The sequence below is a fragment of the Streptomyces sp. NBC_01546 genome, assembly GCF_045208355.1.
Taxonomy (GTDB): Bacteria; Actinomycetota; Actinomycetes; order Streptomycetales; family Streptomycetaceae; genus Streptomyces.
The window spans coordinates 716,563-731,111 of the sequence record NZ_CP109379.1 but is presented as its reverse complement, the minus strand read 5'-3'; the positions used below and the strand labels follow the sequence as shown (position 1 = coordinate 731,111).

Below are 14,549 nucleotides of genomic sequence, written 5' to 3'. Positions count from 1 at the left end.
GCACGCCAAAAGGCAAGCCAAAAGGAAGGAAGGGCCCGGATCGTTGAAGATCCGGGCCCTTCCTTCCATCAGTAGCGGGGACAGGATTTGAACCTGCGACCTCTGGGTTATGAGCCCAGCGAGCTACCGAGCTGCTCCACCCCGCGTCGGTGAACCCCACCCTACGGCACTGCGGCGGCGCCGCCGACCACGGGTAAATCGGGTGGCACCGCGCGGCCCGGCCCCGACAATGCGTCCATGCGCATACGAGCAGCACGCCTGGACGAACTGCCCCTCCTCCAGGACATCGAGAGGGCGGCCGGGCGGTGCTTCCGGGACATCGGCATGCCGGAGATCGCCGACGACGAACCGCTCCCGCTCGAGGAACTCGCCGACTACCAGCGGGCCGGGCTGGCCTGGATCGCCGCTGACCCGGCCGACTCCCCGGTCGCCTACCTGATCGCCGACCGCGTCGACGGCAGTCTCCACGTGGAGCAGGTGTCGGTCCACCCGGACAGCGCGCGCCGCCGCATCGGCCGGTCCCTGCTGGACCACCTCGCGCAGTACGCCGCCGACGAGGGGGTGCCCGCGCTGACCCTCACCACCTTCACCGAGGTCCCGTGGAACGCCCCGTACTACGCGCGCTGCGGCTTCCTGCCGCTGGACGACGCCGGCCTCACGCCCGGACTGCGCGAGATCCGCGCCCGCGAAGCGCAGCACGGGCTGGACCGCTGGCCCCGGATCTGCATGCGCCGGACCCTGTGACGCCAAGGAATGCGGCCGGCGGAGCCGGCGGTCCCGGGTGGCCCGCCACCGCTACAGGGCGCGTACGAAACGCAGCCCCGGGCGGCCGTCCAGCTCGATCTCGCCGGCCGGGGTGAAGCCCTTACGGGCCAGGACGGCGCGCGAGCCGGCGTTGTCCGGTGTGGTGACGGCCCGCAGCGAGGCCAGGCCGTACTCCGCGGCCAAGCCCACCGGCCGGTGTGTGCTCCGTACGAGTTCTCTTGGGGTGCCCGTTCGGCCCCAGAGCCGAGTTCATGATCATCATTTTGGCTCCCGATCGTTTTGATGCTGCCATCCGGCCGTGTGAGATCTGGGAGGGCAACGAATGCAACTGACCAAGGCGTGGGGCGTGGTGGCCGCTGTGACGGGAGCCATGCTGGTGGCAGCGGCTGCGCCGGGCCGGGCGTCCGACGCGGACGCCGCCGAGCACACGGCCGGGAGCGGGGCGAAGGAGGCGGCGGTCACCCTGCTGGTCGGCCGGGCGGTGGACGAGGGCGGCCCGGCGGCGGCCGGCCGGTGCGCCGTCCACACCTTCCGGCCCGGGCTGTGCGGCGGCTGGCGGGAGCAGCGCGTCCGGGCCACCGCCCACGGCAGCGGAACCGTCCTGCGGATGCCGGTCCTCGGCGACACCTCGAGCGCAGCCCGCTCGGATGCGCTGCCCACGGACGCCGACGCGCCGCTGGAGATCGCCCTCGCGGAACCGGGACGCCTCACCGACGTGACCGTGACCGACGGGCACGGCCGCCACCTGGCCGGAGAGCTCGGCCCCGACAGCGGGCACTGGCTCAACACCGAACCGCTGCGCGCGGGCGAGATGTACACCGTGCAGGTCGGCGCCCAGGACGCGGCCGGCACCCCGGTCGGGGTGACCATGGCGTTCCGGACCGCCCCGCCCGCCGACGGGGGCCGGCTGACGGCCGAGTTCGGGCCCCGCCCGGGGACGTACGGCGCGGGGGAGATCGTCACCGCGGACCTCAGCCGCCCGGTGCCCGCCGACGACCCGGTGGCCCGCGCACGGGTGGAGCAGGCACTGCAGGTGACCTCGGAGCCCCAGGTCGAAGGCGCCTGGCACTGGGTCGACGCGTCGACCCTGCACTACCGCCCGCGCACCTACTGGCCCGCCCACACCGTGGTCCGCGTACGCAGCGGTCTCGACGGGGTCGAGGTCGGGGACCTCGGTTACGGCGGCCCCTCGGAGCAGCTGGAGTTCACCGTCGGAGACCGCATCGAGGCCGTCACCGACTCCGCCGCCCACGAGATGACCGTACGCCGCAACGGACGGATCATCAGGACGATCCCGGTCACCACCGGAAAGGCCGGGTTCAGGACGCGCGCCGGCATCAAGGTCGTGCTGCGCAAGGAGCCCAAGGTCCGGATGCGGGGGGACACCGTCGGGATCAAGCGCGGCACCAAGGAGTTCTACGACCTGCCCGTTCTGTACGCGACCAGGGTGACCTGGAGCGGCGAGTACATCCACGCGGCGCCCTGGTCGGTCGAGGCGCAGGGCGAGGAGAACGTCAGCCACGGCTGTACGGGCATGAGCACCGAGAACGCCGCCTGGTTCTTCGAGACGGTGCGCGAAGGGGACATCGTCGAAGTGGTCAACAGCGGCGGCGAGAAGATGGCCCCCTTCGCCAACGGCTTCGGCGACTGGAACCTCGACTGGGGGAGCTGGCTGGCGGGCAGCGCCCTGGCCGCGGCCGACGCGCACCGGCACGGTGCGCCGCTCGCGCCGTCCCGCCTGCACCCGACCACCTGATCCGGAGGGCGACCCGTGTCGTACCACCCCCGCACCGCTGCGGTGGGCCGATAGTGAGGCTGTGAGCGACAGGTCGCAGGGATCCGGGCAGCCCGGTGTCGGAGACAGCGCCGCATGGTCGGGCCGCGAGGGCGCGCAGGCCTTCGCGGCCGTGGAAGCGGCCACGGACTGGCTCCTCGGCTACCCGTTCGTCTTCCGGGACCTCGCCCGCCGGCTCGGCAGCGGCGAGGTCCTGGTGGACTACGGATGCGGGCCGGGGAAGGTCGCCGACCAGGCGGCCCGGCTGCTGGGGGCGCGGGTGCTGGGCGTGGACACCTCGCCCGAAATGCTGGCCCTGGCACGCGGTTCGGGCACGGCCGTGGCCGAGTACCACCTCGTCCGGAACGGACGCGTGGCCGGCCTGGCGGACGGCTGCGCGGACGCCGTGATGTGCAATCACGTACTCGCCTCGCTGCCCACCGAGGAAGCGGTCCTCGCGGTGTTCACGGAGATCCGCCGACTGCTGCGGCCCGGAGCCCCGTTCGTCCTGCTGGTCACCGATCCGGACTGCACCGGCATGGACTACGCCTCGCTGCGCATCGGCGCCCCGGGCGAGGCCTACGGGCCGGGCGAGCAACTCACCGTGCGGCTCCGGCGCACCGACGGCTCCTGGCAGGAGGTGCGCAACCACGCGTGGCCCGTCGCCCTCATCCCGGGGCTGCTGGAACGCGCCGGGTTCCGGGACGCCGTCCAGCACCGCCCGTCCGTGGAGGAAGCGCTCGCCCTCGCGGATCCGCAGCTTGCGCGCGCCCACACCTGGTCGGCGGAGCGCGCGAGGCCACCGCTGGTGATCACCACGGCGCTGGCTGCCTGACCGAACCGAAGCCAGCGGCGACGCGGTCCGCTCTCGGCGAAGCCCCCTGGGCGAATGCCCATCACCCGTGTTTGGGTGGGCAGATGGAGATCCTGGTACTGGGCGGAACGGCATGGGTGGGTCGAGAGATCTCGCGGCAGGCCATGGCACGCGGACACCGGGTGACGTGCCTGGCCCGCGGCGAGAGCGGCGAAGTCGCCGAGGGCGCCACGCTGGTGGCCGCCGACCGGCGCGCGGCCACGGCGTACGAGAGCCTCACGGACCGGGACTGGGATGCCGTGGTGGAGGTGTCCTGGCAGCCCGGCTTCGTACGCGGCGCACTGGCGGCGCTCGGCCCGCGGGCGGGCCACTGGACGTACGTCTCCTCGGTCAGCGCGTACGCCTCGCAGGCGCGGCCGGGCGAGGACGAGACGGCCGAACTGCTGCCGGCGGCCGCGGGTGACGAGCTCGGCCGCGAGGAGTACGGGCAGGCCAAGGTGGCCTGCGAGCGGGCCGCGACGGCCGCGCTCGGCGACCGGCTCCTCATCGCGCGGGCCGGACTGATCGGCGGGCCCGGCGACAACAGCGGCCGCACCGGGTACTGGGTCGGCCGCGCGGCCCGGGAGCCGCTCGCGCCCCTGTTGGTGCCCGACTCCCCGGACGTCCCGACGCAGGCGGTCGACGTACGGGACCTCGCGGCGTGGCTGCTGGACTGCGCGGAGAAGAGGACGACCGGCACCTACGACGCGGTCGGCCCGGTGGTGCCCTTCGGGGAATGGGTCGCCCTCTCGAGGGAGATCGGCGGGCACACCGGACCGGTGGTGCCGGCGGGCCGCGACTGGCTGCGCGGACAGCAGGTGGGGGAGTTCATGGGCCCGGAGTCCCTCGCGATGTGGATGGCCGACCCGCAGTGGGCCGGCTTCTGCGCGCGCAGCGGCGCCGCCGCGAGCGCGGCCGGCCTGCGCCACCGGCCCCGGACGGAGCTGCTGGCGGACACCCTGGCCTGGGAGCGGAGGCGGGCCTGGACCGGCCCCGCCGAGCCGGCCTCAGCGCCGCGCGCGAGCGGGAACTCCTGGCGGCGCTCGGCTAGGCCGGAGCGCGACCCCGTCGCAGCCTGGTGGCCAGGTCGCGCCCCGTACAGCGCGCCTACCCCGGCCGCCCGGCGTGCATGCCTCCCGGGCGGCCGCCGGCGGGGCCGACCGATGGAAGATCGGCCTCCGGGGCGGCCGCCCTCCGCGTGGCACGGCGCCCACCGGCCCCGGGGCGCGATAGTCGACGTGTTACAGCGACGTCCACCCAGTCGAAGGGAGCCGGCGGTGGCGAGTGGAACCGAGCCCCCTGCCTCCTCCGTCACGCTCCGTGTCAACGGCACGGACCACATCCTGCGGCTCGACCACCGCGTCACCCTGCTCGACGCCCTGCGCGAGCACCTCGGCCTGACCGGCGCGAAGAAGGGGTGCGACCACGGGCAGTGCGGCGCCTGCACCGTGCTCCTCGACGGGCGCCGGGTGAACGCCTGCCTGCTGCTCGCCGTCGCGCAGGACGGCGCGCACGTCACCACGGTGGAGGGGCTCGCCGCCCCCTCCGGCGCCCTGCACCCGCTCCAGCGGGCCTTCATCGACCGGGACGCCTTCCAGTGCGGGTTCTGTACACCCGGCCAGCTCTGCTCCGCCGTCGCGGCGATCGAGGAGGCCGCCGCCGGCCACCCGTCGCACGCCACACCCGCCGAAACCCTCGCCGATCCCGCCCCCGTCCCGCTGACCGCCGAGGAGATCCGGGAACGGCTCAGCGGCAACCTCTGCCGCTGCGGCGCCTACCCCCGCATCGTCGACGCCGTGCTGGACGTGATCGCGTGAAACCCTTCGCCTACGTGCGTGCGACCACCCTCCAGGAGGCGACGGCCGCCCACGCCGGCCTGCCCGGCTCGCGCTACCTCGCCGGCGGCACCAACCTCGTGGACCTCATGAAACGGGGCGTCGAGCGCCCGGGCACCCTCGTCGACCTCGCACGGCTGCCCCTGAACGGCATCGAGGAGCTGCCCGGCGGCACGCTCCGCATCGGCGGCACGGCCCGCAACAGCGATGTGGCGGCCCACCCCCTCGTCCGCACCCGCCACCCGGCCCTCACCCAGGCACTGCTCGCGGGAGCGTCGGGGCAGCTGCGCAACGTGGCCACCACCGGCGGCAACCTGCTCCAGCGCACCCGGTGCCCCTACTTCCAGGACGTCTCCACCGCCTGCAACAAGCGCGATCCGGGCTCCGGCTGCGCCGCCCGCGACGCGGTCCACCGCGACCACGCCGTACTGGGACACTCCGAGCACTGCATCGCCACCCACCCGTCGGACATGGCCGTCGCCCTCGCCGCCCTCGACGCCGACGTCGAGCTGCACGGCGAGCAGGGCACCCGGACCGTGCCCGCGGCCGCCTTCCACCGGCTGCCCGGTGAGCGGCCCGAGCAGGACACCGTCATCCGGCACGGCGAGATCGTCACCGCGGTCCTGCTGCCCGCCGCCGCCCCGGGCGCCGTCTCCCTCTACCGCAAGGCCCGCGAGCGGGCCTCCTACGCCTTCGCGCTGGCCTCGGTGGCCGCCGTACTCGACCTCGGCCCCGACGGCCGTCTCGTACGGCGGGTCGCCCTCGCCTTCGGCGGCCTCGCCCACCGGCCCTGGCGGGCCACCACGGCCGAGGCACGGCTGACCGGCGCCGAGCCGACCGCCGAGGCGGTGCGGGAGGCCGTCGAGGCGGAACTGGCCCAGGCCCGGCCCCTGCGCGACAACGCGTACAAGATCGCGCTCGCCAGCAACCTCGCGTGCGACGCACTCGCCACACTTGCCCGACGCGCGCAGGACGGACAGCCCCGCACCCCGTAGGAGCAGCCATGTGCCCCGACCGCCACCGTCGACCCGGACGCCCGGACACCGTCCTCGGCACCTCCGCAGTCCGCGCGGAAGGCTCCCAGAAGGTGACCGGCGCCGCCCGCTACGCCACCGACCACAGCCCGCGCGGCCGCGTCCACGCCTGGCCGGTGCCCGCCGCAGTACCCCGCGGCCGCGTCACGGCCGTGGACACCGGGCCCTGCCTGGAGCTCCCCGGCGTACTGGACGTCCTCACCCCCGACAACGCGCCCCGCCTGGGCCCCTCGGACGACCCCACCCTCCAGGTGCTCCAGAACCACGAGGTGCCGCACCGCGGCTGGTACGTGGCCCTGGTGATCGCCGAGACCCTCGAAGGGGCCCGGGCGGCCGCCGAAGCCGTGCGGATCAGCTACGCGACCGAGGAACACGACGGCGGCCTGCGCGCCGACCATCCCGGCGCCTACACGCCCGAGGAGGTCAACGGCGGATATCCCGCCCTCCGGGAGCGCGGCGATCCGGACGCGGCCCTCGCCGCCGCACCGGTACGCGTCGACTGCGCCTACACGGTCCCGCCCCTGCACAACCACCCCATGGAACCGCACGCCGCCACCGCCGAGTGGGACGCCGGCGGCGAGCACCTGACCGTGTGGGACTCCAGTCAGGGCGCGGGCGCCGTCCGCACGGCGCTGGCCTCGCTGTTCGGCCTGCCGGAGGAGCGGGTCACGGTCGTCAGCGAGCACGTCGGCGGCGGATTCGGCTGCAAGGGCACCCCGCGCCCGCACGTCGTACTGGCCGCCATGGCCGCCCGCCACGTCGGACGACCGGTCCAACTCGCCCTGCCCCGGCGTCACCTGCCCACCGTCGTCGGACACCGCGCGCCGACCCTCCACCGGATCAGCCTGGGTGCCCGCCCCGACGGCACGCTCACCGCGCTCACCCACGAGGCCACCACGCACACGTCCCGAGTCAGGGAGTTCGTCGAGCAGGCGGCCGTCCCCGCACGCGTCATGTACGCCGTACCGGACAGCCGCACCCTCCACCGGGCCGTCGCCCTGGACGTGCCCACGCCCTCCTGGATGCGGGCCCCGGGCGAGGCGCCGGGCATGTACGCCCTGGAGTCGGCCATGGACGAGCTGGCCGACGCACTGGGAGTGGACCCGGTCGAGCTGCGCATCCGCAACGAGCCCGCCCTCGAACCCGACACCGACCGCCCCTTCAGCAGCCGGCACCTCGTGGAGTGCCTCCAGGAGGGCGCGGCCCGCTTCGGCTGGGCCGCGTCCCGTACTCCGCGAGAGGACGGACCGTTCCTGCGCGGCGTGGGAGTCGCCTCGGCCACCTATCCCGTGTACATCGCGCCCTCGACCGCCCGGGTGCACGTGCGGCCCGACGGCAGCCACCTCGTCGAGATCAACGCCACCGACATCGGGACCGGCGCCCGTACCGTCCTCGCCCAGGTGGCGGCCGACGCCCTGGCGGTCCCGCTGGACTCCGTGACGGTGGCCATCGGCCGCACCGACCTGCCCCGGGCCTCCCTCGCCGGCGGATCCTGCGGCACCGCCTCCTGGGGCTGGGCCGTGCACGAGGCCTGCACCGCCCTGGCCGCCCGGCTGGCGGGCCACCGGGGCGGGCTGCCCGCAGAGGGCCTGTCCGCATCGGCCGACACCACGGAGGCGGTCCGGCAGGAGTCCCCGTACGCCCGCCACGCGTTCGGTGCCCACTTCGCCGAGGTCCGGGTCGACACCGTCACCGGCGAGGTGCGCGTGAGCCGCCTGCTCGGGGTCTTCGCGGCCGGGCGCATCCTGAACCCGGCGCTGGCCCGCTCCCAGTTCACCGGGGCGATGGTGATGGGCATCGGCATGGCGCTGACGGAACGCAGTACGGTCGACCCCGTCCACGGCGGCTTCGCCGAGGACGACCTGGCGGCCTATCACGTGCCGGTCAACGCCGACGTGCCCGCCATCGAGGTGGGATGGATCGACGAGCACGACGAGCACCTCAACCCGATGGGCAGCAAGGGGATCGGAGAGATCGGCATCGTCGGCACGGCGGCCGCGATCGGCAACGCCGTGTGCCACGCCACCGGCCGGCGTCTGCGCGACCTCCCCCTCACCCCGGAGCGGGTCCTCACGGCGCTGCACTGAGAAGGGGCTCCCTACCGGGCGGGCCGTGTCCCGTGCGCCCGCCGTGACCCACTCCGTCCTGACCGCTGGAGGGCTGGAGGGCGGATTTGGAGGGACCATGAAGGGAGCCGCGCCGGAAGGGAGCGCCTTGGATGGATGCGACCGGAGCCTTCGGGGCAGGCCGGGCGGAGGCGGCCGGGCGCGCCGTGCCCGGGGTGTCCCCGCCGAGCGGGCTGCTCGACGTCCTGAACGTCGCCGCGGTCGTTCTGGACGCGCAGGGGCGGATCGCCCTGTGGAGCCCGCAGGCCGAGCAACTGTTCGGATGGACGGCGAAGGAGGCCCTCGGCCGGCCCGCCGCCCGCCTGCTGGCGTCCGACGAGCACGTGGACCTGGTCGTGGAGCTGTTCGCGAGGGTCATGGGCGGCGCCGGGGACTGGGCCGGGGCGTTCCCCGTACGGCACAAGGACGGCAGCACGCTCCTGGTCGAATTCCGCAACATGCGGCTGCTCGACGAGCACGGAGACCTTTACGCCCTCGGGATCGCCACGGACCGTACCCGCCTGCGCCGGCTGGAGCGGGACCTGGCGCTCTCCGCCCGGCTGGTCGCCCAGTCCCCGATCGGGCTGGCGGTCCTGGACACGGAGCTGCGCTACGTCCTGGTCAACCCCTCGCTGGAGCGCATCAACGGGCTGCCGGCCGCCGAGCACATCGGACGGGGCGTCCGCGATGCCCTGTCCTTCCTCGACGACGCGGGGGCCGTCGAGTCGGCGATGCGCCAGGTGCTCGCCACGGGGACGCCGCTGGTCGAGCAGTTCACCGCAGGCCACACCCAGGGCGATCAGCACCACGAGCACGCCTGGTCGGTCTCCTACTACCGGCTGGAGGACGCCACCGGGCGGGTGCTCGGCCTCGCGACCTCCGTGGTGGACATCACCCAGAGTCACCAGGCGGCCAAGGAGATCGCCCACAGCCGCCGCCGCCTCGCCCTGATCGCGGACGCCACCGTCCGCATCGGCACCACCCTCGATCTGGAACAGACCGCCCGCGAACTCGCCGATGTGGTCGTTCCCGAGCTCGCCGACATCGCCGCGGTCGACATCCTCGACTCCGTCCTCGAGGGCCGGCCCAGCCTGAAGTCGTCCGCCCACGAGCCGGCGGTGTTCCGGGCCCTGGCCGTGGCGGCCGCCTACCCCAGCGAGGCGGTCCGCGCCGCCGACCCGCCCGGCGACATCGCCCGCTACGAGGCGGACCGGCTGGTCACCCAGTCCGTGACGACCGGCCACCCCGTACTGGTGGCCCACGTGCACGCACGGGACATCTCGCGCATCGCCCGCGACGACGACGCGGCCGCCCTCCTGGCCCGGGCCGGACTGCGCTCGTACCTGGCCGTGCCGCTCATCGCCCGCGGCGAAGTCCTCGGCGCCCTCGACCTCAAGCGCACCCGCAACCCGCGGCCCTTCGACGACGACGACATCATCCTGGCCGGAGAACTGGCCGCCCGCGCCGCCGTGTGCATCGACAACGCCCGCTGGTACCGCAACGCGCACCACACCGCCCTCGCCCTCCAGCACCACCTCCTCCCGCACCACCCGCCGCCCACGCCCGGTCTCGAGGTCGCCTACCGCTACCGGCCCGCCGCGGCCACCAGCGAGATCGGCGGGGACTGGTTCGACGCCATCGCCCAGCCGGACGACACCACCGTCCTCGTCGTCGGAGACGTCATGGGCAGCGGCATCAACGCCGCCGCAGGCATGGGACAACTGCGCACCGCCACCCGCACCCTCGCCGAACTGTCCCTCGACCCGACCCGCGTCCTCGAGCAGCTGGACCGCACCACCAGCGCCCTCGAGGAAACCATCGCCACCTGCGTCTACGCCGTCTACGACCCCCACCGCGCGGAGTGCCGCATCGCCGTCGCCGGACACCTGCCCCCGGTCCTGATCCGGTCCGGCCGGGCTCCCAGGCTCCTCGACCTGCCCACCGGCACGCCCCTGGGCGTGGGAGGCGTTCCCTTCGAGGTCACCTCCGTGCGCATGGAGCCCGGAGACCAGCTGGTCCTGTACACGGACGGGCTGGTCGAGACCCGGGACCAGCCCATCGACGAGCGCCTGGACCTCCTGCTGCGACTGCTCGCCGACACCAGCCGCCCGCTGGAGGAGACCTGCGACAGGCTCCTGGACACCCTGCGCCGGCGGGACGACCACGACGACGTCGCACTGGTCATCGCCCGCGCGAAGCCCCTGTGAGGCCGCCGGACGGCCAGCGGTGGTGGTGCCGGTCGATGACGTAGTGGTGCCCGTGCCGCCAGCCGCCCGCCGCCGGGCTCGCGTCGGCGAGGTGGGGGTGGCCCGGGGGCAGGTCGGGGTGGACGTGCTCGATCCGGGACGGGTCGCGGGCGGGCCAGGCGGCGGCGGCCGCCCCGGTGGCGGCCAGGGACACGGCGCCGAGGACCAGCGCGGTCACAGGAAGCCCGGCCCAGGCGGCGAGCCAGCCCGCCAGGGGGTACGTGAGCAGCCAGCAGCCGTGGGACAGCGAGAACTGCGCGGCGAACGCGGCGGGCAGGTCCGGGTCGGCGGTGGAGCGGCGGATGACACGGCCGCCGGGCGTGAGGACGGCGGAGGAGGCCGCGCCGATCGCGGCCCACCCCGCCAGGACAGCGGACCAGGACCAGGTGCCCGGCGCCGTCGCGGTGAGGGCGGCGACGGCGGCCAGGACCACGGGAAGGGCGCAGGCGGCCGGGAGCATGACGGCGCGGTCCGGACGCCGGCGCAGCAGACGCGGCAACAGCAGCGCGGTCAGCATGGACCCCGCGCCGTACGCGCCGAGGGCCAGGGAGACGGCGCCCGCGGAGCGGCCGAAGTGGCCCCGGACCAGGACGACGGTGTCGACGAAGACGATGGCTCCGGCGGCGGCGACCGCGAGGTCGAGGGCGAGCAGGGCCCGCAGGCGGGGCGTCGCCCAGAACAGCCGGGTGCCGAAGGCGGCCTTGGCGTAGGCGCCGCCGGTGCGCTCGACGGGCGCGGGCCGGGGCAGCACGGTGGCGACGACGAGGGCGGCGGAGGCCAGGAAGCCGAGGGAGGTGCCGGTGAAGAGCCAGTCGTAGGAGACCAGCGTCAGCAGCGCGGCGGCCAGCGCCGGGCTGAACAGGCTCTCCAGGTCGTAGGCGAGCCGGGACATCGACAGGGCCCGGGTGTAGTCGCGTTCGGCGGGCAGCACCTCGGGGATCGTCGCCTGGAAGACGGGGGTGAAGGCGGCCGACGCCGCTTGGAGCAGGAAGATCAGGAGATGGATCTGCCAGATCTCGGTGACGAACGGCAGGGCCAGGGCGACCGCGGCGCGGGTGAGGTCCATCGCCGCCATCAGGGTGCGCCGCGGGATCCGGTCGGCGAGCGCGCCGGCCAGCGGGGCGATGCCGACGTAGGCGATCATCTTGACCGCCAGGGCCGTGCCCAGCACGGCCGAGGCGTCGTCCCCGGCGATGTCGTAGGCCAGCAGGCTCAGCGCGACGGTCGCGAGCCCCGTGCCGACCAGGGCGACGACCTGAGCGGTGAACAGACGCCGGTAGGTGCGGTGGCGCAGTACGGACAGCACCACATCACGATAGCCATCAGGACGGATACGGCGACTGCCAGCCGCTCGTCCCGCTGCTGCGCATCACGTGCACATGTCAGGCGGGCTGCCCCGGGAGGCCGGCCTCGTCCAGTGCCGCGAGCAGGGCCCGCGCCTCGGCGTGCGCCCGGGCCACGTCGACGTCGTCGCACACGACCTGCAGGCCCAGGCCGGCGGGGCCCGGCCGTCCGTCGCGGTCGGGGAAGACGTAGTACGACTGGTACGCGAAGTAGGCGCGGAGCTCGTCGGCGGGGTCACGGGCCACCGTCAGGGTGGCTTGGCGGTCCCCCCGCGCGCCGGCCTGGTACAGCTCGATGTCCCGCTCGTGGACCCGCGCCGTCAGCGGCAGTTCGAGGACCGCCAGCGCGAACTCCCGCACGTGCGCGGCATCGTCGAAGCCCAGCAGCTCACTGAAATCGGGCAGCCCCGCCAACAGCAGCCAGCGCCGCGGCCGGCCCGCCTCGTCCGGTTCGTAGGCCACGGACAGGACGCTGGAGCCCTTGCCCGTGTGGTGCTTCCACGCGTACGTGAAGACCTGCTCGAAGGTCACGCCGCGGCGACCCTGGCCGCGAACGCGTCCACGTTGCCCGACATGCGCGCGAGGCGCTCGTCCAGGGTCAGGGACTCCTCGTACCGCCCGGCACGCAGCTTCGGCTGGCGCTTGCCCCGCACGTACAGGGGGCAGGCGAGGTCCGCGCAGACGTAGATGCCGACCGTGTTGCCGTCCCGGCCGCGGGCGCCCGCCAAGGGCGCGGCGAGCAGGGTGACCCCGGAAGACGCGTGACCGGTCAGGCAGATCTGGCACAGGCTGGACTTCACCGCGCTGGTGCGGCCCACCGAGGGCACGCGCAGCGAAATCCCCATCGGACCCTGCGCCCGGGGCAGTACGAGATGGGCCCGCAGCGGCGCCCCCGGATCCACCCACCCCAGGAAGTCCAGGCCTTCCCAGGGCAGTTCGGCGAAGTCGAGCGGCAGCCGCAGCCGCGCCGCCTCGCCCTTGGTGCAGTTCACGAAGGATGAGCGGATTTGCTTTTCAGTGAGTGGTTCCACGTGCATCGACCCTACGCACCCGCTGACCTGCCCGCATCCCAATATCCCGGCTCAATGTCCTGGCTCGACGGCCCGGCCCTCGACGAGGAACCGGCGGAGGTCGATGACCTCGTAGCCGGCGTCCTCGGCCGCGTCGATGATCCGGGGGAGGGCCTGGGCGTCGAGGACGATGCCGTCCCCGGTGCTGCCCACGTGCATCTGGACGATCGCGCCGGGAGCGAGGGCGTCGGCGGCGCGCTTGACCGCCTTGTCCACCGTCATGCCGCCCGCCGGGCCCAGGTAGCCGTTGGTGTCGGCGGTGAACTCGATCGCCGCGTAGCCGAGGTCGTTGACGTCGGCGACCGAGTCCTCGCTCGTGGCGCTGTAGGGGAAACGGAAGAACGGCAGCGGCTCGGTCCCGGACGCCGCGCGGATCGCCGTATCGGCCCGGCGCACTTCCTCCGCCCGCTCCGCGGTGCTCAGGTCGCGGAAGTGGGGGTGGCTGTACGAGTGGTTGCCCAGGCCGTGCGCCGCGCCCATGGCACGCACGGCCGCGGGATGGGCGTCGGCGAACTCGCCCGTCGGAAAGAAGGTGGCGGGCAGCTTCCGGCGGCGCAGTTCGCCCAGCACCGTGTCCACCCCGCTCACGTCCCACGCGGCGTTGAAGGTGAGCGCCACGACCTTGCGGGACGTGGGCAACCGGCGGATCTCGGCGCCGAGCAGCTCCACGGGCGGGCGCGGGCCCCGCGCGGACGCCGGCCCGGCCGGCGCCAGTGCCGGTGCGGTCGCTGCCTCCGCGACGCCCGTACCCGCGCCCGGGGCCAGGCCCGCGGCCAGCAGCGCGGTCATCGCAGCGCGTCGTCCAGAATCCACCACGGTCCATCCCTCCGGCACGGCGCCGTGGCGGCCACGGCGTACCTCGACTATGCGAGAGGGAGGACCCGGCCGCCGGGCACACCGTGCCGGGCACCCGGGTGACCTCACCCGGGTGGTGCCCCGGGTGAGGTCAGGAGGGGCGCCGGCGCAGGTGGGCCGTGAGGTGGTGTTGCAGCGGCTGCCCCACCGCCGCCATGTCCTGGGTGACCGTCATCTCCGCACCCTGAAGGGCGTAGTGGCGCCGGGTGCCGGTGACCTCCTTGGCCAAGGGGGTCAGCGCCACGTCCTTGGTCTCGATCTCGATCTCCGTTTCGGACACCCGCCCGACGTACGTCTCGACGATGCCGGTCGGATGGGCGAGTACGACTTCCAGGGACGCGTCGGGCGTCACCCGCCACCACCCGGCCTCCCGACTCGCCGGGCGCACCGGGGCCCCCGAGGCGTCGATCAGCCACGCGCGTGCCTCGTAGCGCAGGAAGGGGCGCCCGTCGTGGCTGAAGGTGATCTCCTGCTCGTACCGGAAGTCCTGCTCCAGGGTCGGGTACTCGCCCCGGCCCCGGCCGTGCCAGCGCCCCAGCAGCGGCAGCACCGGCCGCAGCAGCGGGTGCGGTTCGGGTCCCTCGCCGAGGACATGGCTGTCCGGGTACGGATTCTCCTGCGGCGACTCAAACATGTGCGCACCTTGCCTGTCGACGGATACCCCGGGAC

13 protein-coding genes, 1 tRNA gene and 1 pseudogene are annotated in these 14,549 nt (G+C 74.3%); 8 read left to right on the top strand and 7 right to left on the bottom strand.

Annotation, left to right across the window (positions count from 1 at the left end; all coding sequences use genetic code 11):
• Positions 1-72: 72 nt before the first annotated feature.
• Positions 73-146: transfer RNA gene (locus OHA89_RS03750), tRNA-Met, on the bottom strand.
• A gap of 91 nt (positions 147-237) precedes the next feature.
• Between OHA89_RS03750 and OHA89_RS03745 the strand changes: the two genes are divergently transcribed.
• Entirely contained in the window at positions 238-744 is a 507-nt protein-coding gene (locus tag OHA89_RS03745) for a GNAT family N-acetyltransferase (RefSeq protein ID WP_266612839.1), read from the top strand.
• 51 nt (positions 745-795) lie between these two features.
• Here the strand turns inward: OHA89_RS03745 and OHA89_RS03740 are convergent, their stop codons facing one another.
• Positions 796-954 carry a hypothetical protein gene (locus OHA89_RS03740; RefSeq protein ID WP_406365210.1) on the bottom strand — a complete coding sequence of 53 codons (159 nt, stop codon included), beginning with the start codon at positions 952-954 and terminating at the stop codon, positions 796-798.
• 133 nt (positions 955-1,087) lie between these two features.
• Between OHA89_RS03740 and OHA89_RS03735 the strand changes: the two genes are divergently transcribed.
• The 7 genes and pseudogenes from OHA89_RS03735 (at position 1,088) to OHA89_RS03705 (ending at position 10,573) form a co-directional block, all read left to right on the top strand.
• Entirely contained in the window at positions 1,088-2,521 is a 1,434-nt protein-coding gene (locus tag OHA89_RS03735; RefSeq protein ID WP_406365208.1) for an Ig-like domain-containing protein, read from the top strand.
• A gap of 61 nt (positions 2,522-2,582) precedes the next feature.
• Positions 2,583-3,374 carry a bifunctional 2-polyprenyl-6-hydroxyphenol methylase/3-demethylubiquinol 3-O-methyltransferase UbiG gene (locus OHA89_RS03730; RefSeq protein ID WP_266612836.1) on the top strand — a complete coding sequence of 264 codons (792 nt, stop codon included), beginning with the start codon at positions 2,583-2,585 and terminating at the stop codon, positions 3,372-3,374.
• Between the two features lie 83 nt (positions 3,375-3,457).
• Positions 3,458-4,443 (top strand): annotated as a pseudogene (locus tag OHA89_RS03725) (NAD-dependent epimerase/dehydratase family protein).
• Between the two features lie 112 nt (positions 4,444-4,555).
• Positions 4,556-5,209: a (2Fe-2S)-binding protein gene (locus OHA89_RS03720; RefSeq protein ID WP_406365205.1), complete on the top strand. Its 654-nt coding sequence runs from the start codon at positions 4,556-4,558 to the stop codon at positions 5,207-5,209.
• Entirely contained in the window at positions 5,206-6,222 is a 1,017-nt protein-coding gene (locus tag OHA89_RS03715) for a xanthine dehydrogenase family protein subunit M (RefSeq protein WP_266612831.1), read from the top strand. Before OHA89_RS03720 ends, OHA89_RS03715 begins: the two co-directional genes overlap by 4 nt.
• 8 nt (positions 6,223-6,230) lie before the next feature.
• Entirely contained in the window at positions 6,231-8,348 is a 2,118-nt protein-coding gene (locus OHA89_RS03710) for a xanthine dehydrogenase family protein molybdopterin-binding subunit (RefSeq protein WP_406365203.1), read from the top strand.
• 131 nt (positions 8,349-8,479) lie between these two features.
• Positions 8,480-10,573, top strand: a complete 2,094-nt coding sequence (locus OHA89_RS03705) for a SpoIIE family protein phosphatase (protein ID WP_257552766.1) — start codon at positions 8,480-8,482, stop codon at positions 10,571-10,573.
• Here the strand turns inward: OHA89_RS03705 and OHA89_RS03700 are convergent.
• The 5 genes from OHA89_RS03700 to OHA89_RS03680 all read right to left on the bottom strand — a co-directional run bounded on the left by OHA89_RS03700 (position 10,548) and on the right by OHA89_RS03680 (position 14,514).
• The gene (locus OHA89_RS03700; protein ID WP_406365201.1) at positions 10,548-11,918 is read right to left on the bottom strand and encodes an MFS transporter; all 1,371 of its coding nucleotides are present in this window, start codon (positions 11,916-11,918) and stop codon (positions 10,548-10,550) included. The genes OHA89_RS03705 and OHA89_RS03700 overlap by 26 nt on opposite strands.
• A gap of 76 nt (positions 11,919-11,994) precedes the next feature.
• Positions 11,995-12,486 (bottom strand): hypothetical protein, encoded by a 492-nt coding sequence (locus OHA89_RS03695; RefSeq protein ID WP_266612823.1) that lies wholly within the window; start codon positions 12,484-12,486, stop codon positions 11,995-11,997.
• Entirely contained in the window at positions 12,483-12,986 is a 504-nt protein-coding gene (locus OHA89_RS03690; RefSeq protein WP_266612821.1) for an FBP domain-containing protein, read from the bottom strand. Before OHA89_RS03690 ends, OHA89_RS03695 begins: the two co-directional genes overlap by 4 nt.
• Positions 12,987-13,037: 51 nt before the next feature.
• Positions 13,038-13,838 (bottom strand): polysaccharide deacetylase family protein, encoded by an 801-nt coding sequence (locus OHA89_RS03685; RefSeq protein ID WP_406365199.1) that lies wholly within the window; start codon positions 13,836-13,838, stop codon positions 13,038-13,040.
• A 133-nt stretch (positions 13,839-13,971) separates the two neighbouring features.
• Positions 13,972-14,514 carry an FABP family protein gene (locus OHA89_RS03680; protein WP_215140470.1) on the bottom strand — a complete coding sequence of 181 codons (543 nt, stop codon included), beginning with the start codon at positions 14,512-14,514 and terminating at the stop codon, positions 13,972-13,974.
• Between the last annotated feature and the right edge of the window lie 35 nt (positions 14,515-14,549).